A 24,674-nucleotide genomic window follows, 5' to 3' on the forward strand; every position below is an offset into this window, starting at 1 on the left:
ATATGTATTCCTACCATTATATAATTTTTAGTAGCGATGTTATTTACGGTTTCCACTGGCATCAACACCAATCAGCTTTTGACAACCCTCGTCTATCTTGCCATCACCTACACCGAACCCGTAGCATACAGTCTCGTCCACAACGTTTTTGACATAAGCTTGCTGTACCAATGTTTTGGTCGCAACCCCTTCGTCTTTCATACATTCATCTAGAGATTTAGTGCTTCCACCATCGTTGGGCGCGATAGGTTTTTTTAGACAGTCATTGATTTTTTGTTTACTAGCACTTGACAAGCTAGGCAGTATAGAAGTCGATCGAATGTTAAACACAGCAGATTCATTACTTGTTTCACCAGCTTGTACCCCTGACCCTTGTGTCACTGACTTAAAATCCCCTTGCCCTACTGTGGCAGTTGATGGACGCGTGATATTTATTTGGGTCACTGAATTACTGCGAGCGCTAGAGTAGCTGTTAGTATTTGATATATCACAGTAACCGCTGTCTGATGTCATCACCGTTCCACCGTTGGGTTTTACGATGCTGGCATAACTCAATTTAGCAAAGCTATCTAACCTTGGGTTATAGCAAAATATATATTGATCATCACGATTGCCACTACCTGCTTGAGAAAGATAATAGCCAAACATCCCTGTCCCTTCCATTACTGCATTTATATAGTCTTGATCTGTATCGTTATCGAATACTTTCTCAATACGTTTATTTGCACTGTCTGACGAGTTTAATAAAAATGTATCTATTTGATCAGCAGTGGCTACTCTTAAGTCAGTTGTACTTCTTTTAACCGCCATAATACCTACCAAAGTAATTAGCAGTAAAAACAACAATACGACGATAAGAGTAACGCCTTCCTGTGATTTTTTAGTCATCTTATTTATCCTCTTTTAGCAAATCCGTATGCTCAATCCGCTAGATATTGGGTATAGAACTTTCTTTAATGGCTCTTGAGTTTCTTAACATTATATTCGACTCATAAACTCTACGAATAAACGCACTAGAAGTATCTGAAGATAGCTCTTCTTCTTCTCCAAACACTATGAATTTGGTTGCCCCACCTTCTCCTGTAAGCGGGCGATCCGCTCGTACTAAAACTGATAGCTTCACAGATATAACGTCCGTCGTAGTGGTTGTAGAAGCACTGCCTGATGATTCTGCTTGTTCAACTGTTTTTAAAAAACTTATATATTCCTCAGGCGTAAAGTATCTTAAAGAAACTGAAACATTAGACGGGCTAGTAGACTCCACAACCTCTACTCCCAAAGAGATACCAAAATAATCAGCTCTTGGAATAACTACTTCTCCAATATCTCCAAAATCCCTGATATTTCTAGCTGCTACTAGTATGGTGCTGTCTTCGTCCTTAATCTTTTGGTCATCAAGTTCGGCTGCTGTTAAATCTTCTTTGACATAACGTCCAGCATCACACCGTAGTTCATAACTCTTTATATTTGATTCATAGTTAGATTTATTATTTTGAGCCACTTCACTTAGGAAATATCTCTCAATAACGACTTGTCCTGGTAACATTGTCAAACGACCGCCACGATCTATCTCTACAGGCCCTCGAACTAAAGAACCTTCACAATCGTACATATTTTGCGGCGCTTCGTACTGTATCGTCAGTTGTGAGCTTTTCAGACCTGTAATATTACTATTTCCTGCCTTCCAAGCATTATTATCACTACTGGTACTCTGGTTGCCGCTTCTAGTTAGGTAGCCATCTGTGATATCTGCACCACCAGCACTCGATTTCGTTCCTCCCATTTTGATACTATTCATGTTGTTTTTGGAAGTATCTGTCTGAGTATCACTAACTAAACTGCTGTCACTAGTCATGACTAAACCGGCTAGAGGTGTAAAAGGATTGTTAGTATCTGCCATTCCTAGATTGCTGAGTCTTACACTTTTTTCTATATTTTGAATACCAAAAATACTGGCTTCTAATATATCTGTCCCACCAGACTGAACGCTACTGGTCTTGATGCTGGTTAAATAGACTTGCATCACCGCTGCTGAAATCAAAAGACCCAATGTAAGAGCTATCATGAGCTCAATTAAAGAAAAACCGTTTTGGTTATGTTTGATCTTCATTAATAAGACTCCATAATCAAACAGTCAGAACCTGCATGATATATTCCAAGTGTGCTTGCACAAGCTTTGCTATTGGCTGAACTGGTACCAAACACTGGCTGTGTACCATTCCATGAAGTTATGATGCATTGGCGTAATTGTTTGTCCTCAGTACCAGGACAAGTAATCATATTCAGCAAAACGTCGTTATCACAAGCCTGTTTCATTGTATTCCAGCTATTATATTGACTTAACTGCTCTTCAGTGCAGGCATCGCTATCACAGTTTTTAGTGACACTACTTGTTTTATAGCTTTCTACTGCTTCACAATAACTTGTTGAATCAGATACACTACTTAATACACTTTGAATATTTTTTTGGTATTCCAGTATATTATTAGAATTGAGCCTTAGGTCTTCAGATAAACCGCGCATTACCGTGTTAGCGTTTGCGATCAATACACTATCATCTGTTGCCTTTATAGATACCATGTTAAGTGCGCTAAAGCCTAACACTGCAACTCCTAGTAATAGCAAAGCAACCATTACCTCAACCAATCCTACACCTTGCTGTTTGCCAATATTGGTCATCAGCATACTCCTTCTGATCTATTGCTAATAATAGCAGTAGCACTCACTTTAATAGTTATAGGACTGGCTGTATTATTACTATCACATATAGTATATGTCACAGCATCTGCAGCTTTATTAGGCTTAAACTCATTACTGCTCTGACTTGAGTTAACTTTACTTTCAATGCTGTACTTATAAGTTGCTATAGTGCTCTCGACTTGACCTGCCACCACACGCTGAACGTTTATTATTTTATTAGTACTATCAATGCTTATCGTTAATGGCTGACGACGAATAGCACTTTCAGCTTTAGTCTCTTTTAGAGCATTCGTAAGCGTAGAAGCCGTTGACTTAACCCGCTGGTTTGCAAGCTGAGTACTGATACTGGGTGCAGCAATACTTACAATAATTGCAAGAACAGCAATCGTTACCATGAGCTCAATCAAGGTAAAACCTGAATTAGCCATCAGTCTATTGGGTTGTCGATTATTCACAGATGCATTCACATCAAATCCCTATTTAACACCGCTAATGTCTGTCTGATATCAATCATTACTTAAAAACAATAAAAATCTTATACCGCTTTTATTGATAACTTTATATTCAATGTACTAAATAATATGCAATTTTTGTTCCATAACATTCTGCTCATGTTATATACAAATGAACAATAAGATATATTTGATAAACCAGTAAATATATATGTATCTAATAATATAGCGTTACGATGATATATTAGCAATATATTAATGATTTCAAATAGATAGTAACTATTTTTATGATTGGCTGCCATGAGCTAAGGCATAGGCAGAGATGTCATAGTTATTATGGCTGTGAGCGTTTATGGTCGCTGTTTGCTCAGATGAGATAAATGCGCGTGCCAATGCTTGCAAGCTTGCGCCTGTCGTAGATACATCATCAAACAATAGTAAGCGTTTTACCGGAGGTTTTTCAGTTAGCACAAAAGCATTGTCTAAATTGCTTAGACGTTCAGCGCGTGTGAGCCCTTGCTGACTGACCGTATCATCAATGCGTTCCACACCGTGCCATAAAGGTATTTGCCAATGCTTTGACAGCTGCAATGATAAAATACTGACAGGATCAAACCCTCGTTTCACTAGTCTTTGATTGGTTGTTTGCATGGCAACAATCACACTATTATTATGATGACAGCCATGTGGCCGTGTTAGCTGGCGTAATGCATGTAACAACAATGGCAATTTTGTCATGTCTTCATGATGCTTGAACGCTCGAATTGCTTGACGCATTGGATATTCATAATAGGTAGATACTTGGATAGATAAGGATCTACCAGCCGCAATGTCAACATCAAAAGGCTGTGGTAGCCATGCGATACTATTATGACAATAAGTGCAGAGTAACCCACTACTTAAGCGGTGATTGATTTGATGAAAAATATGAGCAAACGAGGATGGATTGCTTGAAAGAGAAAATTCAGAATTTTCGCTCGATGCGTCATTACTATTAGCGTGTGAGTGCTGCATCAATAGCTGAGATTGTGCTGTACTTCGATAAATACGGCATAGCTGGCAGCGTACATTTAAATACTCTGCCAGCCACAGTCCGGTTTGATAAGGCGTTAAGCGGTGCATAGACTATTGATTATCATAAATATGGTAAGACTCGCTTATGTTAGAGCCCTTTCCAGTCATTCAGTACAATACCGAAACCAATAGAGGTATTCTCATGATTATAATCGACAATGGACTCGCCGTAACCTTGGAATAGCTGCACCATACCATTGACGTTTTCTGACAATGGATAGATATAGTCGATTTGGGCAGCGCCTTTATTGGTGCTTGGATTGTAGCGCAAGGTACCGCTAATGCTTTGCTCGGCAGGCAAATCATATAAGAACTTGATATCGCCATAACCCATGTAATCTTCGATATCTGGGTTGTCATCGTCGCTACTGCTATCACCATTCACTCGAGCCCATAGACGCGGTATGACTGACAGCTTACCCCACTCTGCCCCTGCCATCAAATAAGCACGGTTCCACGAACGTGATAATGGATCATCCTGTCCATTAGAATGGTGCACAGCGCCCGCACCTAACATGCGTAGACGTCCACCAAAAGGTAGATCTGCCGTCACAGGCTGAGTTAAAAATATTTCAGGTTGATAGTCGGTGGCACGAAATGGTCGTGAATTGTCTTCATTATAAACCTGCCAATGTGACTCTTGGGTATAACCAAACCACAGATCAGCACTGGTATCGAATAGATCCTCTGCGACTTTACTCTTTAAAGACAACTGAAACTTTAGCTCTGTCTCACGTATGTCATTAGAGTCAAAAGGTTCAATTTCTTGAGAAGGGGTACTTGGATTTAAATTAGGATCAAAAGTATAAAACAATGGCAGCAGATAAGTCGGACGGTATGGTCTTACCGTCCAAGTACCGCGCTCACTGTTTTGATCGAGATCATATGCCAGACTGAGTGGTGTGTATTTTTCAATATCTGCTTGAGTGACACCCACATTTTCTAGAACTTGAGCTTCTTGCTGATTGTCTGTGACCGTATCAAAACTATTAGTATCAGACTGTTGGTTAGCAGTTGCGCTCTCATCACTGAAAGTATTGGTCGAGTTCTCTTCCACAAAAACAACTTGTGGATTACCCGAAATAGTTGTCTTAAATGTTTTTGCCAAATCAACTGGTTGTTTGGTCGTGGTATAGCTTGGTGTTTTACCTTGTTCAGCTACCTTATCAAAACAAGCCAAACGAGCGGCACTACTCTGCACTTGTGTACATTCAGAAAACAGCTTCGCTTGTTGAGCAATAAATTCTTTGCTGATTACTTTGCCACTCTGTGTGGTTACGCCCTGAGGCATTTCAACGGCTTCATATTCAAACGCCGCTTCTGGTACTGGCAGTTCGTTATAAGTTTGGCTATTGTCAGCTGCTTGTACTTGTACCGCCGTACAACTCAACGCGATAGCGACTGCGATACTCAAATGAGTATGTATAGTGCGGCTACTGGCGTTACGACTGATTACATGAGTACGTTGTAATTGACGCTGAGTGGTGATGTGGGCAAACATAAATGTCCTTTATCTAACCAGCATTATCGCCAGCAGAGTATGTGAGTTAATTAATATAACTGTTAGCGTCGCCGCTAAAAAACTAGAAAATATGAGAACATCAGAGGCAGTTATGACAAACCGACATACCCCTTCAGTATTGTTACTTTATTGTAATGAAAATATAATCACTATACTAGCGTTATCGATATATTAAATCTGCTTAAAGAGACATATTGTGTGTGAAACCAAACGTTTAGAAGATATTATAAAAATAATTTAATGGCATGAAAAAAGCCAGCGTACCATTATTGGCGTACGCTGGCTTTTTTTCATTATTAAGCCTTAGCAAAAGACTTACTCAGGTTATTAAGTACGGGTTGTGAGCCATCAGTTGTTTAGCGTCGTTAAGGTTTGCTCAAACTCCAAGCGACCTATTTCGCCCACTTGCTGATTAACGAGTTGACCACCTTGATAATAAAGCAGTGCTGGCGGGCCAAACAGCTTGTAGCGTGACAAAATGGCTTTGGAGTCTTCAGTAGTATCCGTGATATCAAGTCTCACCAACTGCCAGTCTTGCATCTGTGCTGGGCGATTATGAAATAAGTTTTTATCCATGATACGGCACTCAACACACCAATCTGCTGTCAAATCGACAAGGACATTAGGATTTGCCGCAACAATCGTATCTAGCTCAGCAAGTGTGGTGATCGTTTTATCTGTCGCCGTACTATCGTTATCCATCGGCTGACCAGTCACTGACTGAAGCATGGTCGGCGTAGCGCTTAGCGAGGCTAATGGATGCAGGCTATCATCATTTCCTAATGCCGCACCCACGATCAGACAAGCAGCACAGATACCAGCAATCAGACTCATGGCTTGGGTTAACATGCGTCTTCTGCCGAGCCAGCTCCACGCCCATGTCGCTACCACCATAAACCATAATGCCCATACCATAAGCATCACTGGCGATACAAACACGCGCTCAACTAATAACAATGCCACCGCGAATAATAGTAGCGCAAAGCCTTGCTTGACCCAGTTCATCCACTCTCCTGCCTTTGGCATGATTTTGCCCTGAGTGGCACCGATTAAAATAAGCGGTGCTGACAGACCAAAACCCAGCATGAATAAGGCGGCGAAACCCAAGAGCGGACTACCAATAGTAGAGACTGCTAATAGCGCACCGAATAATGGCGCAGAGACGCAAGGCGATACGACTAATGCAGATAAAAATCCAGCGATCAAACTACCGCCTGTGCTACCAAGCTTGCTATCACCTGCTTGGCTAAGGCCTTGCATTTTTCGGCTGAGTGCTTGCGGTAAACGTATGGTAAAAGCATCGAGCATATATAGCGCTAACAAGACAAAAACAACCGCAAAGCTAATCAAAATAACAGGATTTTGTAACCAGCCAATAATACCTAATGACTCGCCAAATACTGCAATTACAGCGCCCAAAATACCATAAGCAGTCGCCACACCAATCGCGTAACTGGTGGTTAGGATGACGCCGCGTTTGACCGTTGGGTTTTGCTCGCGGGCCACAATATTGGCAACGATAGGTAACATCGGCAGGACGCACGGCGTCAATGCCAAACCGAGACCTGCTAAAAATAGCAAGACCAACGCGAGCCAAGGATGAGACGCCAAACCAAAGGGATCACCATCGACAAGATTGTTAGCATTTACATTCTCACTATTGGTCGCGTCACTTGATACGTTGGCATTTGCTCCAGAAATCGTAGTCGTTGCAGTGCTACCATTTAAAGATTCGTACTCCAAAGCACTGTCATCGATTAGATCATAATCAATAACCTCATCATCCATCAGCGATTGTTCTGCTTGCGCCGTGGTGCTACTGGTACCAGTCGTTGCGGATGTCGTCTCAGTATTCCCAGCAGATATTGTCGCATCAGTCAGACTGTCGCTCGCGGCCGTCTCGCCAACAGACGCACTTTCTGCCTCATTGTTGGCATTACTTGTCGCGCTCTGTGGCGATGCTGCTGTGATATTGACCGTGGTTTTGATTTTTTCAGGGGGATAGCATAATCCCGCTTTGGCGCAACCTTGCCAACCAATGACAACTGCTGCATCATCGATGCTTTTTCCGTTGTTACTGGTCAATGTGGTAGTTGCGACCATATTGGCTTGATCAAACACCAATACTTTACCAAATGTCGGATCGTCGATTGAATATGGCTTTTGGTTAAAGGTAAAAGGTGCCGCCGTCACGCCCGCAGGTAGCGTCAGTTTGATTTGATTCTTATAGACATAATGCTCAGGCGTGATATCAAAATTAATAGATAGACGCGTACCTGACTTGGTAGAGGCACTACTGCTACTAACCTGAAAGGCTTCATCTACTGGCAAAAATTTCGATTGCGCTGTATTTTGGCTGCTGCCAAATAGATCACCCAACCCTGCCGCTTGCGCCGTCGTTGACGTAGCCAACAACCCTGTCAATAGCGAGCCGCTAGCAATCGCACATGCTAAGACATACGATTTTTTTACATGTGTATTTGCGGTCAATGATGGCGATTGTTGTGATGTCTTCATGAGCATGAGTAGCTACCTGTTATTACCAATATTTGAATCAAACTGCTCAATACTTATCTACGTGTCGCAGCAATATTTACCTTAGTTTTGATCTTTTCGGGCGGATAGCATAGCCCAGCTTTTGCACAGCCTTGCCAACCAATGATAATTGGGGCGTTTTTTGCGCCTTTACCATTATTGGTCGTCAGCATCGTAGTGGCAACAACACTCCTTTGCGTAAATACAGGAACTTTACCAAAGGTTGGATCATCAATGGACACTGGTGTCTGATTAAAAGTAAACGGCGTTGCGTTTATGCCTTTAGGAAAGCTTAACGCGAGCTGGTTTTTATAGACATAATGTCCTGGCGTGATATCAAACGTGATGGATAAACGCGTGCCCTTAGATGTCGCTTTGGTGCTACTGATCACCTGAAAAGCTTCATCCACTGGTAAGAATTTTGATTGGGATGCGCTACTACTATTAAATAAGTCGTTCAATCCTGCCGCCTGTGCGCTAATTGATGTCATTGATAAAGCTGTCATCAACGAGGTGGTTGCAACAGTAAGTGCAAGCGCATGGAACTTAGTAGCGCGTTTATTGATAGCGACTGATTGTAGTGTTGGTATTTTCATTGACATAAGTTATTACCTTTGATGTTAGCTTCCAGTGACTGGCAGTACGGATATACACTTACTGATAAAACTACTTACCCTCAATACAAGGTTCATATCAGATGGTATTTATTTTACGTATCGATAAAAAATATCAACCAATAAAAAGTTATTGGTTGATATTAATAGGTCGTTAATTGCACGATAGCAAGTGCATTTAACGATATTTTATTGGTATAGGCTTTCTAGATGCCGATAAGGCTAAATCTTATAGCTGAGCATAAAGATCCGCATCCTGACCTTCACCACCTTGCTGCCCATCTGCACCTAATGAGAACAAGTCATAAGGTCGCCCTTCACTACCTGGCGCAACATATTGCATCTCATTTTCCCAACCATCTGTTGGATAGCCACCTTTAATATAGCCACCTTCAGGATAGTTTTTTGCATCCGCAGGCGGTGTGGTAAGCGCCTCTAACCCTTGCGCTGTCGTCGGATAACGTGAATTGTCGACTTTATACATATCTAACGCATTAGAGACAGTAGCGAGCGCGGTTTCAGTGGTTTTGACACGCGCTTTGTCACTTTGTCCGACTACTTTTGGGACGACCAAGCCTGCAAGAATAGCCAATATGACGATAACGACCATAATCTCAATAAGCGTAAATCCCGATTGTCCAGACTTGCCTACCGAGCTGTGATGTGTCATTGAATGGACTCTCTGATGGTCATTTACAATGCCACCATGGGCTTGAATATTATTATTGTCATTTTTGGTATTGGCACTTTTTGGGCTAATATTTACTTGAAGGGTGTCAGTCATAGTCATCGCTTTGGTCATCACAGTTATGTAAATAGTAAAAGTGGCGTTCTAGTAGCACTCATGCGCCTAGGGGCTTATCAATAAAACCCTAAATCATTGTCACTATAAACCATGGTTTTATTTTTATCCAGCGCTGTGCTCAGATTGTCATTACAGTCAATACCAAGTAACCATCGATACTTATCACTATCGTTTTAACCCGCTTTCACTATAACGTGGTGCTTAGGTTTACCATAGCAAAAATTTTGCTTGGTCAACAATATACAACAGTAAGCAAATCTTAAGAAAGCTAACGTAGGGTTTAGCAAGATAGGTAATTAAGAGAGGATAAAAAAGCAGATAGTTGATAGTTTGAGAAAAATATATCGGCTGTTTGTCAGCTAGTCAGTTAGCTATTGACTAGCCTGCCAAGTCATTCATATTAACGATTGGTAGCATCACTGCCATCACGATAATCATCACCACCACGCCCATCAAGACCAGCATCAAAGGCTCAAGTAATGATAATAAGGTACTGATAAAATTGGTTGCCTCCGCTTCTTGCATCGTGGCGGCACGACTGAGCATGTTTTCAAGCTCGCCTGAATTCTCACCGCTTTTGATCATTTGTACCATCATGGGCGGAAAGTAAGTGGATTTTTCGAGTTGGCTGGATAAACTTGAGCCTTCTGTGACCCTATCAGCAGCAGTCACAATCGTTTGCTTGATGTGCAAATTGGTTGTCACTGCCGCACCAATATGTAGCGCCTCAATCAACGGCACCCCTGAGCGCACCAAGATCGCAAGCGTACTGGCAAAACGCGCCGCATTCAACCCCTTAGACAATCTGGCTAATATCGGTAGCTTGAGCACTACACTATCTATTGCCAATTTCCCAGCTTGCGTTTGGGCAAAACGATAAAACAAAAACGCAGTACCTGCCAATACCAGTAGCATTAACCACCACCACTGCGTAATGATATTTGATAACGTCAGAACGACTTGCGTAATTAATGGCAGGGCCTGTTCAGACTGCTCAAAGACTTTGACAATTTTGGGCACCACAAAACTCATCAGCCCCATGATCACGCCAATTGCCATGACCATCAGTACAATCGGATAGACCATCGCCCCTTGGATTTTCTTTTGGAGGGCAAAGCGGTTTTCGGTATAGTCGGCTAGCTGATTAAGGATTAAATCCAAGTGACCAGATTTTTCGCCTGCAGCAATCGTCGCGATGTATAAGGGTGGGAAGCTCGCCGCTTGTTGTAATGCTCGTGCTAAGCTCAAGCCTTCGAGGACATGTGAGCGTACCGCCAGCATCAGAGATTTGATATGCGTCTTTGGCGATTGTTTAGCGACAGCAGCCAAAGTTTCTTCAAGTGGAATACCAGCCGATAGTAGTACAGATAACTGGCGGGTGAGTAATGCAAGCTCATAAGCAGATGGCTTTTTGTAGCGGCTTTTGTTTTGGCTTTGTCTGTCATTGACCGCACTGACTTCGACTGGTGTCCACTGCTTATCACGCAGCTGCTGCCGAACCTGCCGAGCAGAATCCCCCTCTAGTAAGCCTTTTTGGACACTACCTTGGTCGTCAAGCGCTTTAAAATGATAAGCGGGCATAGCAGCAGATATCCTAAAAAAATCACAGGTAGGGGTTTGGATGTATGGCTTAACAAAAAGGGCAATGTCTATAAAAAGTATCTATCAAAGCGGGGTTGAGTCGTTACTATCAGGCATCAAGCCTTGTAATAATAAGACATCCAAATGCTGCTGCTGGAGTTTTTTATCAAAATCATTAACCTCAGCAATCAGCATTCTCTCAATGCGTTTATCACTTGCAAACACACTCAAGCGCGCACAAATCACTGCCAACTGATAGACACGTTTTTTACAATACCCATCCAGACCTTGTAAAAGCCTGACCATGTGCGGCGTCTCAAGGCTAGCATAGTCATAATCAGCAACGACTTGCTGACCGAGCGCTGCCACACCATAGCTGATTGATAAGTGCGCGCAAAAATAACAGCTGAATAAATACCCAACCACGTGACCGATATAATACCCCCGATCATAGGTAAAGCTGCTCACACCAAAGTGACCAAGCACGTAGCTGTTGAGACTGCCTTGATCGCGGATTGGCTTGCCATGTTTTAGCTTACCGATAGTGGCAAAACACAGCGGATTGCGCCCATCCTGCGTGGTAAGCTGCCAACCTGCTGGCTGCTGAGCGGGCATATGATGCACGATATCTGCAATAATATCATCGACCACGTGCAGCTGCTGCCAAAGTCGTTCAAGCATTTCCGTATCCATCAAACCACGCTTATCGAGCTGTTGAGCAAGCAAATACTGCTGATATTCTGCAAATTGTGATTTGAGGGTTTGTACTAAATACGTGGGGCGCGTATTGGCGGATGCCATATATAGCAGTCGAGTACGTTCATGCTGGGTATGATAAAGAGCCACACGCTGCGCAGCTACGTTTGACTCATTGGCAGTAGGCTGTATAGTTGATGTATCGGTGTCAGGCTGTTCGCTAGCGCCTGCTTCATCAATGCTCTCTTCGGTATCTGACAAAGTAAATAGTGTTAATAATGCCGCTTTATCAGGCATCTCAGCCGTATTAGCTGACGCTATTTTGCCAGTATGCACGTTATCTTGCCCATTAGCTTTATCAGATTTCTGTTCTTTTTTAGCAGTTGCAGTAGTACCTTGGTGGCTATTGGCTTCTGTACTTGGCTTTGCGGTCGGTTCAGTCATAACATACCATCAGCAGCAAAAATAAACATCGTCTCGATCCTTTTATATCACTGGTATACAGTCACATATTATGCGTCAAATATGAACGCTCACACCTCGACGACTCATTATTCCATAGTACCTGAACACAAGCGTATTGTCAGCCTTGCCTAGCCAAAATAGCGCCAGTTGACTGCCAAGTATTTTACCTATGCAAATACTAGATATATACCAATCAAAAAAAGCGCTAAGGATACCTTGGTCGCCTTAACGCTTTTAATAAATGAACACTGAGGACGTCAAAAAATAACTTAGGCAAGCTTTTGCTGTTGATACTGTTGACGGTACGCTTTTGGTGAAACGCCATAAACGCGTTTGAACGCCTGACTAAAAGTTGAATCTGACGCATAGCCCACCATATCACTGATACGGCTGATACTATTTTGCTGTAAGCGCAAATAGCGTGCTGCTAGACGCAAGCGGTAATCAATTAAATAAGTGAGGGGCGGCATCCCTACCGTATCTTTAAAGCGCTGTGCAAAGCTTGAGCGCGACATACCTGCCACCTCTGCAAGCTTATGAATGGTCCAGCTTTGACTTGGCGCCTCATGCATCGCTGCTAGTGCCTTGGTCAAAAATGGATCTTTCATGGCCTTTAGCCAATTCTCAGTCGCCTCAGGTAAGCTTTCAATATAAACGCGCAAACATTCAATCATCATGATGCTTGCCCAGTGATTAATCACAGCCGTTTTGCCCATGCGTTCGCGCTCAGACTCCAAGGTCAAAAGCTTGATCTCTACATCAATCACCTCAAACCGACCATCAGCCGCATCATTGAGCTCAGGTAATATCGGTGGTAACACAGAGAGTAGAGGACTAATCATCTCTTTATCATATTTACATTCAATCAAAATCAGTGAGGAGTTAGGATCGCCATTGCCATCGATCTCAAGCGTGCGATCTTGACAATTGGTCAGTAACTCATCGAGGGGTTCAGCCACGTCACCATGATGATTGAGTGCATAACTCACGTGCTTATGCGCGTTCGGGATCATAATCATATCACCAGCGCGAGCTTCGCGTAGGCCATTGCCAACGTCTATACAAAAACCACCCGACATCACCAAGTAAAATAAAATGGTGTCTTTTCTACTCATAGAATAAGACCAATTGCCAGCACCATTCAAACGATAATACTTGGTCTCAAATAAGTGCACATTCTGTAGCAATACGCTCAATGCGTCCATCAATCAGTTCCTCAATAATACAGGGTCAATAACAACAAATCTTAAAAAGGCGGGGGTGTATCCAAAATGCTTTAAATTTTTTCTATGTAGCCAATACGATGTTTTCATCAGCAGGATGCATCAAGACCTAAGCATAATGCCCGATTTAAAACATGATGTCTATTTACTCATAAGCAGTACTAATAAATAGTAGAGCAGACACAGTCAGTTTAGGTTTTTGAAGAAAAACCTATCGCAAAATTGATATGAATAAGAAGTCAGTAAATCGTTAAACAATTAAAAGTTCAGAAAGCTTTAACCGTTTAATATTATAGGATGATACAGGGAAATAGAAATCAAGCAGACACAAAAAAACGCCAACAGTGGCGAGTGCTATTTATTAGCTAAGGTTTAGTATAAAGATAGGATTTATATGCAGACAATGCAGAATAAAATGGGGCGACTGATGGGACTCGAACCCACGACAACCGAGATCACAACCCGGGGCTCTACCAACTGAGCTACAACCGCCATAACTATTGCCAAAAGAATAGGCAAGATTTGCAGGCTAAATGGCGCGCCTGGCAGGATTCGAACCTGCGGCCACCTCCTTAGAAGGGAGATGCTCTATCCAGCTGAGCTACAGGCGCTCTTAGAGGACTTTTATACACTATAACCTAGTCTATAATATAATTTTTACTATATCAGAAACTAAATCATTATACATAAAAAAAAGCCTGTAAGGCTCTTAAAATAGATGGTCGGAGTGATAGGATTCGAACCTACGACCCTCTGGTCCCAAACCAGATGCGCTACCAAACTGCGCCACACTCCGAAATTCTCTATTATCACGATAGTTTGTTGATTAACTCGTTGTTGGCAATGCCGCTAACTTGTTAATGTTCCTCGCTATCGAGGTGCACATATTAAGGGGTAAAGGCGATTGTGTCAACACCTATTTTCGATTAATTTTAAATAAATGCCAAATTCTTTCAAAAAAGGCATTTTTATAAAAATAGTCTCTTCAAAAACCTTTGTTAATTATGATTCTTATGATTGATGGAATCATTATTCCTCATTCAAATTCGTAGGCAAGACACCGTTGACCATACCTGTCAGCACATCAAACGGTATCAGCCATAAATCCGCATGGTTTGAATGGTTACTTTTATTATCATCGCTAATGTCACTTTTATTCTCACCACTGTCATGATAAATCTGCTGCTTAAGCGCCACTGGTCGTCTCTTGTCTCCTAATACAGGATATACCATCCAACCTTGCCCTGCTTGATAGGCCTGTGCATAACTGGTCAACTGATAGGCATCGCTGGCAGTAATAGCACCAGCATGAGGCAGATATTTCCATTTGATATCGATGACGTGGCTATAGCAACCGTTTATTGTCTCTTTACTAACCGCGGTATCACTCTGATTTTGGTCATTATCATTATCAGCCGTTTTATATATCAGCAAATCCGGTCGTATCGATACGCATGCTTGACCCTCGCTATCATTGAGCCAGACACTTTGGGTTTGGTAAAAAGGACGATAATGGCTACTCACTTGCCGAAACATCGACGCGATACGCTGACTCGCCCACTGTTCAAACGCCTGATTCATATCGATCAATAGACACAATCTTGACTGAGGTAGGTTTGGTCGAGTGGGATCAATACCATAACCTGTCGATGCCTTTGACTGCTGTAACAGCCAATAAGCTAGGTCTACCAACTGCTGTGCGGATTGCAGTTGCTGTTTTTGTAATGGCAGGACGCTTAACTGCTGCTTTGCTTGAGCATATATTGACTCTAGCCGCTGTAGTTCACGCTGGTTTAACCCAGATAACGGCTGCCATGGTTGTAAGAGCGGTGTACATATAGATCTAGACAGTAATGGCATCAGCCATACCAATGCGCTCTTGATCAGTCGATTGGCCAACATATCTTGACTCAGTACACTACGCTCACAGACAAACTTATGCGGCTGCATACTGTTATGTCGTAGCTGCTCTTTGATGAGCAGGCGCCCTTGTAGCGATGATTGGTTATTGATCTGCGCCTGATAGTGCTGGGTTGGCTGATAACGAACCAAGCGCTGCAAAAATTGCTCTAATAGCCAGTCTGACAACGGCGGAGCCTCTACAGGTAATGGCATTGACCGATCACTAAATTGACCTAGGTTTTTCATACTAGGCAGCTTACGACTTTGACGCGTATCAAGACGAGTCAAGTCGGCTAACATGTCTTGTACCCAGTGACGAGTTTGAGCAATATTATTATATTGAGTGGATTGATCCAACTTTGGCAATAGCTCAAGTGTCATACCACTAGGCAAGAGGATAATTCCTATATGATGCCCAACCTTGAGCTGCCATTGTCCTTGCTTGCGCTTGATGGTAAAGACGGCAAATTCTTGCGCCATTAGCCAGTGAAAATCAGAGACATACGCGAAATCGTGCGCTGTGAGGCGTCGATGTTCAAATACCGTCACAACCTTCGCTGAGGGAGCCTTATTTTGAGGCATACGAGCATAAAAACTATTTGCATTAATATTATCTGCATTAATATAGTTTCCTTGCGCATAATATTGATTATGAGTTCTCACTAAACAGCCACCTTATTCGTACAAGCGCTGATAGATAGCGGGCTTGCTAAACTCACCAGTCTTAGCAATAAGGTCAGGATTCATCATATAGCCACCTACGTTCATCGATTGACCAAGAAAGGCGCCCTGCCCTGCAAACATTTGATGTTGAGTCGTTGCATGGTTCTTACTCATCGGATCATACAAATCATTATTTATCATTGTTTGGCTGTCGTGGATGAACTGGGTGCTTAACGGTTGCTGCTCATCTCTAAAAATATACTGCAATATAGCCACTTGACCGCCCGCAGCTTGCGCCAACTGCGGGATGATCTGTTCGACCAACACCATTTGTAATTGCTCTAAATCATCGACTGCGAACAAAAAAGCATGCCCCAACTGCGCTTCGGCTCCTAGCGTCTGTGTGATACGCATGTTTAAGCCTATTAATAATTTGCTTAAATCTACCATGTCCGCTGCTGCACGATTAGTCGCGCCGCTCATATCGCCAATTATTGGTAATAATTCAGGCTGCGGTGGACAATCAATGAAGCGGAAACGTCGACGTAATGCCATATCAAGCGGCGCAAGCGAATGATCTTGGGTATTCATAGTGGCATAGATATCAACATTGGCAGGCACACTAAAAGCACGCCCAGAATACGCCAAATGAACCGTCATCGCATTTGGCTTGCCAGCATGCTTGTCTGGCTCGATCAAACTGAGCAGCTCACCAAATACTCGTGACACATTGGCGCGATTGATCTCATCAATCAACATCGCGTAACGATGCTGAGGGTCACGCGCAGCACGCTGACATAGCTTTAAAAAGGCACCATCTTGAACGGCGTAGCTCATTTGGGTATTACTCGAGTGACTGTTATTTGCGTGGATAGAGCCGCTCATAACAGGACGAATACCTTCAACAAACTCTTCATAACCATAAGCCTGATGAAAGCTCACCATACTAAAACGCTGCTGACCAGAATTTTGGTTTTGATTGGATTGGTTATCATGCTGTGCCTGCTGAAACTCCGCCAATTTCTGTGACAACTCTGTTAGCAATACCATACTCTCAGGCAGCAAATACCATGCGCCGCTGTTATCTTTATCAAAATACGCTTGGCTGGCACGATTATCAAAACTGACGGTTTTAGAATCTATAGGACTGTGTCTGCGAAGCTCTAACCAAGCAGTGCTATCTAGGTTTTTCTCACGTGAGTTTTGTGCCGCTTTGGTAATAAAAAAAGGATGGTCAACAAGCTCTCGCACCTTTACCAAATCCTGTTGTTCAGCCCGTAAGTCTAAAAATATCAAACACAGTACTTCACGCCAGCTTAGGCTTTGCAACAGCTGCCCAAGTAGCGCTTCATTATTTATCTCAGGCAGATAATCGGTATATTGCTTCGCGATTTGGAGCAATCGATAGGTTTTGCCAGTACCCGCGACGCCAGTATAAATAATATTGGTCGGCTCGTGACTAGACATATCAGACATAGCATCATCCAGCATTGAAAATTTATGAAATAAGACGTACCAACATCACGCTATTATAGCGCGGTGGTATATTAAGAGATTGTCTACTAGGCAGATCCGTGCTCCACCATTGAGCTATTTTAATTATTTAAGACTATATCCTAGCAACACAATATAAATGACTGCTGTTTTATAAGCGCAGCAGTTCATGCTAATAATAGTAGGAAAGCAGCGGTTAATGTACCATAGTGTTTGTAATGGCTTTGCTAACAGTGACTGTTTGCCACTATCAAAAAACAACATTCGATTTATCTACATTAAGGAATTTTGTATGTCAGGATTATTAAAAAAACTGCCCGTCAAGCTGACCAATAAAAAACCAGCCAAAGTCTCTGACAGCACAAGATCATCCATCGAAAAACCCAGCAGCACGCTAAAACCCATCAGTAATCAATTTACCAAACTGTTATCTGTGACCAAATATTTACCTACCAGTGCACGCTCAAGCATTCTCTCAAAAGCCTTTGGCAAAGTTGTACCCTACGTAGGGACAACAGGCGTGTACTATGAAATGGTTGAGCCCAATCAAGTCATCGTCAGTCTAAATAATGTCAAAGGGGTACAGAATCATATTGGCTCAATCCATGCAGTAGCCATTACTTTACTGGCTGAAACGGCAACAGGCTTCATTTTGGGGTTAAACTTACCCTCTGATCGCGTACTACTGATTAAATCCTATTCCGTTAGTTTCTATCGCCCGATCAAAAAAGGTCAAATTGCAGCCGTAGCCAGTCTATCTGATGAGCAGCGCTTACAGATTTTAAATACGCCAAAAGGTGAAATGGTTATTCCTTGCGTCATTGATGACCGTGAATCTGAGAGTGACCGCGACCCGATTGTAGTGGAGATGACTTGGGCTTGGATTCCAAAATCCGAATTAGAGGCGCGCCGCCAAGGCAAAGCACATGAAAATGCCTCAGAAGATAGTACGGATACTACAGTAGATAACGAGCAAGACGATACACTCTCTGCAGATGACGAGACTATTAATAACAAATAATCGATTAAACCGACGTAACATATGCTATCTGCATTTTGTGGCGCATCTAGCATGTTTATGATCAATCAACTCAGTAAGGAGACAAGGATGTCCAAACTTAGCACCTATTTATCTATCGTACCACTGGTTGCTATGTGCTCATTAGGCTCGGCTGTTGGTGCTAACGCCAGTCCAGCGACAGCTCCTGCCGCTAATACTAAATTTAGCCCAACTTTTTTGGGTGATGGTGGTCCCTATCCTTTTTCAGAAGCCGTACGTGTTGGCAATACATTATATATGTCAGGACAAATTGGTATTAAAGACGGCAAATTGGTCAAAGGCGGTATCGACGCTGAAACCAAACAAACACTAGATAATATCCATAGCACGCTACTAAAATACGGCTACCGAAAATCTGATATCGTCAAATGCATGGCTATGCTGACTGATATGGATGACTTTGATGATTTTAACAAAGTCTATAAGGCAGAACTGTCTAGACCTTATCCTGCACGCTCAGCGTTTGGCGTATCGGAGTTGGCCGCAGGAGCGAGCGTTGAGATTGAGTGCATCGCTGCCAAGTAATAGCAGTTGAAAACGTTATCCTGTTAATTGCAGAAAAAAGATCAGATAACTGGCTATTTCGCTCAGTTATCTTTTTCTACTTTTCAGACATTGCGCACCAGACACTGTTTCTCATCGTTTATAGCTAAGCATTTATACCAGTATCGTATCATCCGTTAGGGCACTTTCTTTCGTCACTCGCAGTACCTCTTCCAGTGTCGTCCGCCCTTCTATCACTTTACGTAGACCATCCGCGCGAATCGATGGTGTCTGCTGGCGAGCATACGCTTCTAACTCATACTCAGCGGTATTACTATGAATCATGCGGCGCAGCGTATCATCAACTGGTACAACTTCATATATCGCCGTACGTCCTTTGAATCCTGACTGATTGCATTTATCGCAGCCAACTGGCTTGGGTAGACGAATCGCATTACCTTCTAAAACTGGCTCAATACCAATTTCGGTAAAAAGCTTGGCTTGTTCGGTGTCCGCTGCCTGCCAGCCATGACAATGTGAGCATAAAGTACGCACCAAGCGCTGTGCTACCACGCCGATCAGTGACGACGATAATAAGAACGGCTCAACACCCATATCTTGCAAACGAGTGACTGCGCCAATTGCGGTGTTGGTATGTAGCGTTGATAAGACCAAGTGCCCTGTCAAAGACGCCTGTACAGCGATCTCTGCCGTCTCTAAATCGCGAATCTCACCCACCATCACCACATCTGGATCTTGACGCAACATCGCGCGCAAACTTTTGGCAAAGGTCATATCTACCTTATTATTGACCTGTGTCTGCCCGATACCATCAAGCTGAAACTCAATTGGATCTTCGGCGGTCAAAATATTGCGCGTTTGGTCATTCAAATCAGTCAATGCCGAATATAGCGTGGTGGTCTTACCCGAACCCGTCGGCCCTGTGACCAAAATAATCCCATGCGGACGATGAATCAAGCGCTTCAGCTCGGTATAGTCATTATCAGATAGCCCCAAATACGTCATGTTAAGACGTCCCGCTTGCTTGTCTAGTAGACGCATCACCACGCGCTCGCCAAAGCTCGACGGCAGTGTCGATACACGCACATCGACTTCTCGCCCTGCCAGTCGTAAGCTAATACGCCCATCTTGCGGTACACGCTTTTCTGCGATATCCAGCTTGGCCATGACTTTGATACGCGAAACTAATAACGGCGCGAGCTGGCGTTTTGGCGTGATAATTTCTTTAAGCTCACCATCGACACGAAAGCGAACCACCAAGCGTTTTTCAAAAGTTTCGATATGAATATCTGAGGCGTTTAGGCGAATGGCTTCTGACAACAGCGCATTGATCAGACGAATAATCGGCGCATCATCTTGCTGATCCATCAAGTCTTCAGTCTCAGGGACGCTATCTGCTAAGCTATCAAGATCCGGATGATCCTCAAGCCCAGCAGCGATATGCTGCGACTCTCCGGTATTACCAGCGTAAGCCGCGTTCATACGTTTTTCAAAATCATCCGAGCTGACATTTTCGTAAGTTGGTACGCCGCGACTACCTTGCTGCTGTAAAAACCGCACCGCTTCATTAATCGCAGACAGCGGGGTGGCTTTCGTCAACACCAAAGTTGGCGGCAACTCAGGGTCAATGGCAAGTATGGCCAAAATCTGATGGCGTTTCGCAAAGCTGTACGGCAACTGCATCATAAAGACGACCTAATAAATAGAGATAGTGTCAAATAGACAATCACACCAAAGCACTGTAAATACACTGAGCTTGACTGACCAAGCCCAAAAAGATTGCAAGTAAGATCGCATGAGTTTGTTATAATAACATTTTGTATTAGACGCGTATTATTTTATGTAGTCGGCGTTTTTTACGTATCGCCACTCGCCTATTTTTACGGTATGTATAGCCAACTTATCATGCGATTTTTTATTTTGCTAACAGTGCGCTATTATTGTCTACTTCACTTTTTTAATATTACTTAGAAATCTCGTTATATTTTTTCTGTCCACCTTGCCCGCTCGCCATTAGGATTTTTAGTTATGTCAGAGAACGTTAGCACTGCTACTCACCCGACACCACTTTTGCAAGATACTTTTACCGTTGGTAGTCGTACCTTTTCCTCTCGCCTGCTGGTCGGTACGGGCAAATATAAAGACATGAGCGAGACTGGAGAAGCCATTGCCGCTTCGGCAGCAGAAATCGTGACCGTCGCTATTCGCCGTACCAATATCGGACAAAACAGTGACGAGCCAAATTTGCTTGATGTCATCTCTCCTGACAAATACACGATTTTGCCAAACACGGCTGGCTGCTTCGATGCCGAAACCGCCATTCGTACGTGCAAACTTGCTCGCGAGCTATTGGACGGACACAATTTGGTTAAGCTTGAGGTATTGGGTGATGAAAAAACCCTTTATCCTAATATCACTGAGACCTTAAAAGCGGCTCAAGTACTGGTTAATGATGGCTTTGAAGTCATGGTCTATAGCTCAGATGATCCTATCGTCGCCCAAGAGTTAGAGAGCATGGGCTGTGTCGCCATCATGCCACTTGGGAGCTTGATTGGTTCTGGGCTTGGCTTACTTAATCGCCATACCCTCAGCCTCATCATTGAAAACGCAAACGTGCCCGTCTTGGTCGACGCGGGTGTTGGCACGGCATCTGATGCTGCAATTGCAATGGAGCTTGGCTGTGATGGCGTTCTGATGAATTCAGCGATCGCGAATGCGCAAAACCCTGTGATGATGGCACATGCCATGAAACATGCCGTATGGGCAGGCCGCGCCGCATTTTTGGCAGGTCGTATGCCGATGCGAAAAATGGCAACTGCCAGCTCACCGCAGACGGGCTACTTTTTCCAGTAGGCGCTTGCTCGGGTCAGCTCTAACAAAAAACCGATTATAAAATAATAAGACAGAAATCTGATTTAATCAGCCACCTGTCAGCTATCATTTTTATTCATTATCGTCATAAAAGGATTTATTATGCGACTTCTCACAGCAGTCGACCAGTTGTTCTTACTTCTTGAGTCGCGTAAACAGCCAATGCACGTTGGCGGATTGTTTTTATTTGAATTACCCGAAGGCGCTGATAGCGACTTTGTCTATCAGCTGGTAAAACAAATGCAAGAATCCGATGTACCGCCGAGCTTTCCGTTCAATCAGGTGCTAGAGCATTTGGTGTTTTGGAAAAAAGACAAAGATTTTGATGTTGAGCATCATTTTCACCATGTGGCACTACCAAGTCCTGGACGTATCCGTGAGCTTTTGATGTATGTTTCAAGAGAGCATGGGCGACTGTTAGATCGTGCGATGCCTCTCTGGGAATGCCATGTCATAGAAGGGATTGAACCGGAAGTAGAAGGTGGACCTGAACGTTTTGCTTGGTATTTTAAGATCCATCACTCGCTCGTTGATGGTATCGCTGCCATGCGTTTGGTAAAAAAATCCTTATCACAATCCCCTACTGAACCCGTCTCGCTACCAGTATGGTCACTGATGGCGCGTCACCGGAATCAAGTGAATGCTATTTTGCCTGCCGAAAGATCTATCAGGCGTATCATGAAAGAGCAAATATCTACCATTAAACCGGTATTTACAGAACTGATAGACAATCTAAAAAACTATGGTGATGAAGGCTATGTCGGTACGTTTGACGCGCCGATGAGTATTTTAAACAGGCGCATTTCCGCATCACGTCGTATCTCGGCGCAGTCTTACGACATACAACGCTTTAATAAAATTGCCGAAAGACTGAAAATCAGTAGAAATGATGTGGTATTAGCTGTCTGTGCTGGCGCCATTCGGCGTTATTTGATCTCGATGGATGCGCTGCCCAGCAAGCCGCTGATTGCGTTTGTACCGATGTCACTGCGTACTGATGATAGTATATCAGGCAATCAGCTATCATTTGTATTGGCGAATTTGGGAACACATTTAGACAACCCATTACGCAGGATAGAGCTTATCCATCGCAGTATGAATAATGGCAAACGTCGCTTTCGCCGCATGAATCAAGCGCAAGTTATTAATTACAGTGTCATCGCCTATGCATGGCAAGGTATCAACTTGGCGACTGGCGTATTTCCAAAAAAGCAGGCCTTTAACCTTATTATTTCTCACGTTCCTGGTTCTGAGAAGCCGCTGTATTGGAATGGTGCACGCTTACAATCACTGTATCCCGCTTCTATCGTATTCAACGGTCAAGCAATGAATATCACTTTGGCCAGTTATTTGGATAGAATTGAGTTTGGCATCACTGCTTGTAGTAAAGCATTACCGCGTGTCCAAGACATGCTCATGCTGATAGAAGAAGAGCTACAGTTGTTAGAGACTGTCAGTAAAGAGTTGGCGTTTAAAGGTATCACCGTTGAAGACAAACCTGTTAAGAAAACAAAAAAGCTGGCTCCATAACGGAACCAGCTTTTTAAGATTTGACTCGCTTGGCGTTTAAGCCTGCTTATTTTGTACTTAGATCACATCGCCCCAAATTGGCACAACGGTTTGCATCAGTGGCTTGAGTAGTTTGACGTTACAAGCAAAGATAGAACCTGAGGTCATAGAGTTGTGCGCGCCCGTGTGATCGACAACAACGCCGCGCGCTTCGGTGACGATAAGCTCACCTGCTGCGATGTCCCAAGGCTTGATCGACATCTCAAAATAACCATCAAAGCGACCAGCAGCAACATAACACAAATCAAGCGCCGCTGAACCCAGACGACGTACCTGACCACCAGCTTCAGAGATCTTTTGTAAGCTCTCAAAGTGCTGCTTGGCATAAGAGATCACTTCGCCATTGCGCTTACGCTCAAGCGGATGACCTGTAGTAAAGAAACCGCCATCGATGGTTTTGCGTTCGCTGACATTGATACGACGTTGATTTAAACGTGCGCCTTTACCACGGCTAGCAGAGAACATCTCATCACGGACCGGGTCATAAATGACACCGTGCTGAGTCACGCCTTTGTGCTGTACAGCGATAGATACGCAGAACTGCGGTACACCATGAACGAAGTTTTTAGTGCCGTCTAGCGGATCGATAATCCAGCACCAGTCAGCGTCTTCGCCGCGACCTTCTTGCATACCAAACTCTTCACCCAAAAACGAATGATTGGGATAGCTGGCTTTTAGCGTCTCAATCGTGAGCTCTTCGCTAAAGCGATCGATGCGTGTAACCAAACCATCAAGCCCCTTGGACTCGATATCTAACTCGATTTTGTGACGGTTTTGATGCGCATATAAAATTTCTTTACCAACTTTTTCAGCAGTACGCGCTGCGATGACGACCATGGGTTCCATAAATAACCTATTTGCTTGATGAATGAATATAAAAAATAAGACCAACTCTGTGCCCACAACATGCCAAACAGCCGCCGCATCACACCACATCTATGCGA

General features: G+C 43.4%; 20 protein-coding genes and 3 tRNA genes. 4 read left to right on the forward strand and 19 right to left on the reverse strand.

Going from position 1 to position 24,674, the window contains the following annotated elements; all coding sequences use genetic code 11:
- Nucleotides 1–39 precede the first annotated feature (39 nt).
- The 17 genes from QO189_RS03545 to QO189_RS03625 form a co-directional block, all read right to left on the reverse strand.
- On the reverse strand, nucleotides 40–888 hold the full coding sequence (locus QO189_RS03545) for a PilX N-terminal domain-containing pilus assembly protein (RefSeq protein ID WP_371531551.1): 849 nt from the start codon (nucleotides 886–888) through the stop codon (nucleotides 40–42).
- Nucleotides 889–928: 40 nt separating this feature from the next.
- Nucleotides 929–2,110: a prepilin-type N-terminal cleavage/methylation domain-containing protein gene (locus QO189_RS03550; protein WP_371531552.1), complete on the reverse strand. Its 1,182-nt coding sequence runs from the start codon at nucleotides 2,108–2,110 to the stop codon at nucleotides 929–931.
- Complete coding sequence (locus tag QO189_RS03555; RefSeq protein WP_371531553.1) at nucleotides 2,110–2,679, reverse strand: prepilin-type N-terminal cleavage/methylation domain-containing protein; 570 nt, start codon at nucleotides 2,677–2,679, stop codon at nucleotides 2,110–2,112. The genes QO189_RS03550 and QO189_RS03555 overlap by 1 nt, the downstream gene beginning before the upstream one ends.
- Complete coding sequence (locus QO189_RS03560; protein ID WP_371531554.1) at nucleotides 2,679–3,167, reverse strand: Tfp pilus assembly protein FimT/FimU; 489 nt, start codon at nucleotides 3,165–3,167, stop codon at nucleotides 2,679–2,681. The genes QO189_RS03555 and QO189_RS03560 overlap by 1 nt, the downstream gene beginning before the upstream one ends.
- A gap of 270 nt (nucleotides 3,168–3,437) precedes the next feature.
- Nucleotides 3,438–4,274 carry a ComF family protein gene (locus QO189_RS03565; RefSeq protein WP_371531555.1) on the reverse strand — a complete coding sequence of 279 codons (837 nt, stop codon included), beginning with the start codon at nucleotides 4,272–4,274 and terminating at the stop codon, nucleotides 3,438–3,440.
- A 40-nt stretch (nucleotides 4,275–4,314) separates the two neighbouring features.
- A complete protein-coding gene (locus tag QO189_RS03570) occupies nucleotides 4,315–5,727 on the reverse strand; it encodes a phospholipase A (RefSeq protein WP_371531556.1) in 1,413 nt (470 codons plus the stop codon).
- Between the two features lie 369 nt (nucleotides 5,728–6,096).
- The gene (gene dsbD, locus QO189_RS03575) at nucleotides 6,097–8,271 is read right to left on the reverse strand and encodes a protein-disulfide reductase DsbD (protein WP_371531557.1); all 2,175 of its coding nucleotides are present in this window, start codon (nucleotides 8,269–8,271) and stop codon (nucleotides 6,097–6,099) included.
- 47 nt (nucleotides 8,272–8,318) lie between these two features.
- Nucleotides 8,319–8,885, reverse strand: coding sequence for a protein-disulfide reductase DsbD N-terminal domain-containing protein (locus QO189_RS03580; RefSeq protein WP_371531558.1), 567 nt, complete (start codon nucleotides 8,883–8,885; stop codon nucleotides 8,319–8,321).
- Between the two features lie 241 nt (nucleotides 8,886–9,126).
- Nucleotides 9,127–9,567 carry a type II secretion system major pseudopilin GspG gene (gspG, locus tag QO189_RS03585; RefSeq protein ID WP_371531787.1) on the reverse strand — a complete coding sequence of 147 codons (441 nt, stop codon included), beginning with the start codon at nucleotides 9,565–9,567 and terminating at the stop codon, nucleotides 9,127–9,129.
- A gap of 513 nt (nucleotides 9,568–10,080) precedes the next feature.
- Nucleotides 10,081–11,283: a type II secretion system inner membrane protein GspF gene (gene gspF / locus QO189_RS03590; protein WP_371531559.1), complete on the reverse strand. Its 1,203-nt coding sequence runs from the start codon at nucleotides 11,281–11,283 to the stop codon at nucleotides 10,081–10,083.
- Nucleotides 11,284–11,367: 84 nt separating this feature from the next.
- Entirely contained in the window at nucleotides 11,368–12,423 is a 1,056-nt protein-coding gene (locus QO189_RS03595; protein ID WP_371531560.1) for a hypothetical protein, read from the reverse strand.
- A 290-nt stretch (nucleotides 12,424–12,713) separates the two neighbouring features.
- A complete protein-coding gene (locus QO189_RS03600; protein WP_058025656.1) occupies nucleotides 12,714–13,649 on the reverse strand; it encodes an AraC family transcriptional regulator in 936 nt (311 codons plus the stop codon).
- A gap of 434 nt (nucleotides 13,650–14,083) precedes the next feature.
- Nucleotides 14,084–14,159: transfer RNA gene (locus QO189_RS03605), tRNA-His, on the reverse strand.
- Between the two features lie 42 nt (nucleotides 14,160–14,201).
- Nucleotides 14,202–14,278, reverse strand: a tRNA-Arg gene (locus tag QO189_RS03610).
- Nucleotides 14,279–14,386: 108 nt separating this feature from the next.
- Nucleotides 14,387–14,463, reverse strand: a tRNA-Pro gene (locus QO189_RS03615).
- Nucleotides 14,464–14,696: 233 nt separating this feature from the next.
- Entirely contained in the window at nucleotides 14,697–16,232 is a 1,536-nt protein-coding gene (locus QO189_RS03620) for an McrC family protein (RefSeq protein WP_371531561.1), read from the reverse strand.
- 12 nt (nucleotides 16,233–16,244) lie between these two features.
- Nucleotides 16,245–17,708: an McrB family protein gene (locus QO189_RS03625; protein WP_371531562.1), complete on the reverse strand. Its 1,464-nt coding sequence runs from the start codon at nucleotides 17,706–17,708 to the stop codon at nucleotides 16,245–16,247.
- Nucleotides 17,709–18,018: 310 nt separating this feature from the next.
- Here QO189_RS03625 and QO189_RS03630 point away from each other — a divergent pair, with 310 nt between their 5' ends.
- A complete protein-coding gene (locus tag QO189_RS03630) occupies nucleotides 18,019–18,747 on the forward strand; it encodes a DUF4442 domain-containing protein (RefSeq protein WP_371531563.1) in 729 nt (242 codons plus the stop codon).
- An 87-nt stretch (nucleotides 18,748–18,834) separates the two neighbouring features.
- A complete protein-coding gene (locus QO189_RS03635) occupies nucleotides 18,835–19,311 on the forward strand; it encodes a RidA family protein (protein WP_371531564.1) in 477 nt (158 codons plus the stop codon).
- Between the two features lie 132 nt (nucleotides 19,312–19,443).
- Here QO189_RS03635 and gspE read toward each other — a convergent pair whose 3' ends face one another.
- Nucleotides 19,444–20,976 carry a type II secretion system ATPase GspE gene (gspE, locus tag QO189_RS03640; RefSeq protein WP_371531565.1) on the reverse strand — a complete coding sequence of 511 codons (1,533 nt, stop codon included), beginning with the start codon at nucleotides 20,974–20,976 and terminating at the stop codon, nucleotides 19,444–19,446.
- Nucleotides 20,977–21,318: 342 nt separating this feature from the next.
- Here gspE and QO189_RS03645 point away from each other — a divergent pair, with 342 nt between their 5' ends.
- Nucleotides 21,319–22,143, forward strand: a complete 825-nt coding sequence (locus tag QO189_RS03645) for a thiazole synthase (RefSeq protein ID WP_371531566.1) — start codon at nucleotides 21,319–21,321, stop codon at nucleotides 22,141–22,143.
- Nucleotides 22,144–22,263: 120 nt separating this feature from the next.
- Complete coding sequence (locus QO189_RS03650) at nucleotides 22,264–23,691, forward strand: wax ester/triacylglycerol synthase family O-acyltransferase (RefSeq protein WP_371531567.1); 1,428 nt, start codon at nucleotides 22,264–22,266, stop codon at nucleotides 23,689–23,691.
- 57 nt (nucleotides 23,692–23,748) lie between these two features.
- Here QO189_RS03650 and QO189_RS03655 read toward each other — a convergent pair whose 3' ends face one another.
- Nucleotides 23,749–24,576, reverse strand: coding sequence for an inositol monophosphatase family protein (locus QO189_RS03655; protein WP_075105898.1), 828 nt, complete (start codon nucleotides 24,574–24,576; stop codon nucleotides 23,749–23,751).
- Nucleotides 24,577–24,674 lie beyond the last annotated feature (98 nt).

Source organism: Psychrobacter sp. Arc29 (assembly GCF_041431175.1).
In the GTDB taxonomy this organism is placed as follows: Bacteria; Pseudomonadota; Gammaproteobacteria; order Pseudomonadales; family Moraxellaceae; genus Psychrobacter.

Excerpts from the sequence above, each read along its gene's own strand:
- QO189_RS03545 (WP_371531551.1), bottom strand. The coding sequence starts at position 888 with ATGACTAAAAAATCACAGGAAGGCGTTACTCTTATCGTCGTATTGTTG.
- QO189_RS03550 (WP_371531552.1), bottom strand. The coding sequence starts at position 2,110 with ATGAAGATCAAACATAACCAAAACGGTTTTTCTTTAATTGAGCTCATG.
- QO189_RS03555 (WP_371531553.1), bottom strand. The coding sequence starts at position 2,679 with ATGACCAATATTGGCAAACAGCAAGGTGTAGGATTGGTTGAGGTAATG.
- QO189_RS03565 (WP_371531555.1), bottom strand. The coding sequence starts at position 4,274 with ATGCACCGCTTAACGCCTTATCAAACCGGACTGTGGCTGGCAGAGTAT.
- QO189_RS03570 (WP_371531556.1), bottom strand. The coding sequence starts at position 5,727 with ATGTTTGCCCACATCACCACTCAGCGTCAATTACAACGTACTCATGTA.
- dsbD (WP_371531557.1), bottom strand. The coding sequence starts at position 8,271 with ATGCTCATGAAGACATCACAACAATCGCCATCATTGACCGCAAATACA.
- QO189_RS03580 (WP_371531558.1), bottom strand. The coding sequence starts at position 8,885 with ATGTCAATGAAAATACCAACACTACAATCAGTCGCTATCAATAAACGC.
- gspG (WP_371531787.1), bottom strand. The coding sequence starts at position 9,567 with ATGACACATCACAGCTCGGTAGGCAAGTCTGGACAATCGGGATTTACG.
- gspF (WP_371531559.1), bottom strand. The coding sequence starts at position 11,283 with ATGCCCGCTTATCATTTTAAAGCGCTTGACGACCAAGGTAGTGTCCAA.
- QO189_RS03595 (WP_371531560.1), bottom strand. The coding sequence starts at position 12,423 with ATGACTGAACCGACCGCAAAGCCAAGTACAGAAGCCAATAGCCACCAA.
- QO189_RS03600 (WP_058025656.1), bottom strand. The coding sequence starts at position 13,649 with ATGGACGCATTGAGCGTATTGCTACAGAATGTGCACTTATTTGAGACC.
- QO189_RS03625 (WP_371531562.1), bottom strand. The coding sequence starts at position 17,708 with ATGTCTGATATGTCTAGTCACGAGCCGACCAATATTATTTATACTGGC.
- QO189_RS03630 (WP_371531563.1), top strand. The coding sequence starts at position 18,019 with ATGTCAGGATTATTAAAAAAACTGCCCGTCAAGCTGACCAATAAAAAA.
- QO189_RS03635 (WP_371531564.1), top strand. The coding sequence starts at position 18,835 with ATGTCCAAACTTAGCACCTATTTATCTATCGTACCACTGGTTGCTATG.
- gspE (WP_371531565.1), bottom strand. The coding sequence starts at position 20,976 with ATGATGCAGTTGCCGTACAGCTTTGCGAAACGCCATCAGATTTTGGCC.
- QO189_RS03645 (WP_371531566.1), top strand. The coding sequence starts at position 21,319 with ATGTCAGAGAACGTTAGCACTGCTACTCACCCGACACCACTTTTGCAA.
- QO189_RS03650 (WP_371531567.1), top strand. The coding sequence starts at position 22,264 with ATGCGACTTCTCACAGCAGTCGACCAGTTGTTCTTACTTCTTGAGTCG.
- QO189_RS03655 (WP_075105898.1), bottom strand. The coding sequence starts at position 24,576 with ATGGAACCCATGGTCGTCATCGCAGCGCGTACTGCTGAAAAAGTTGGT.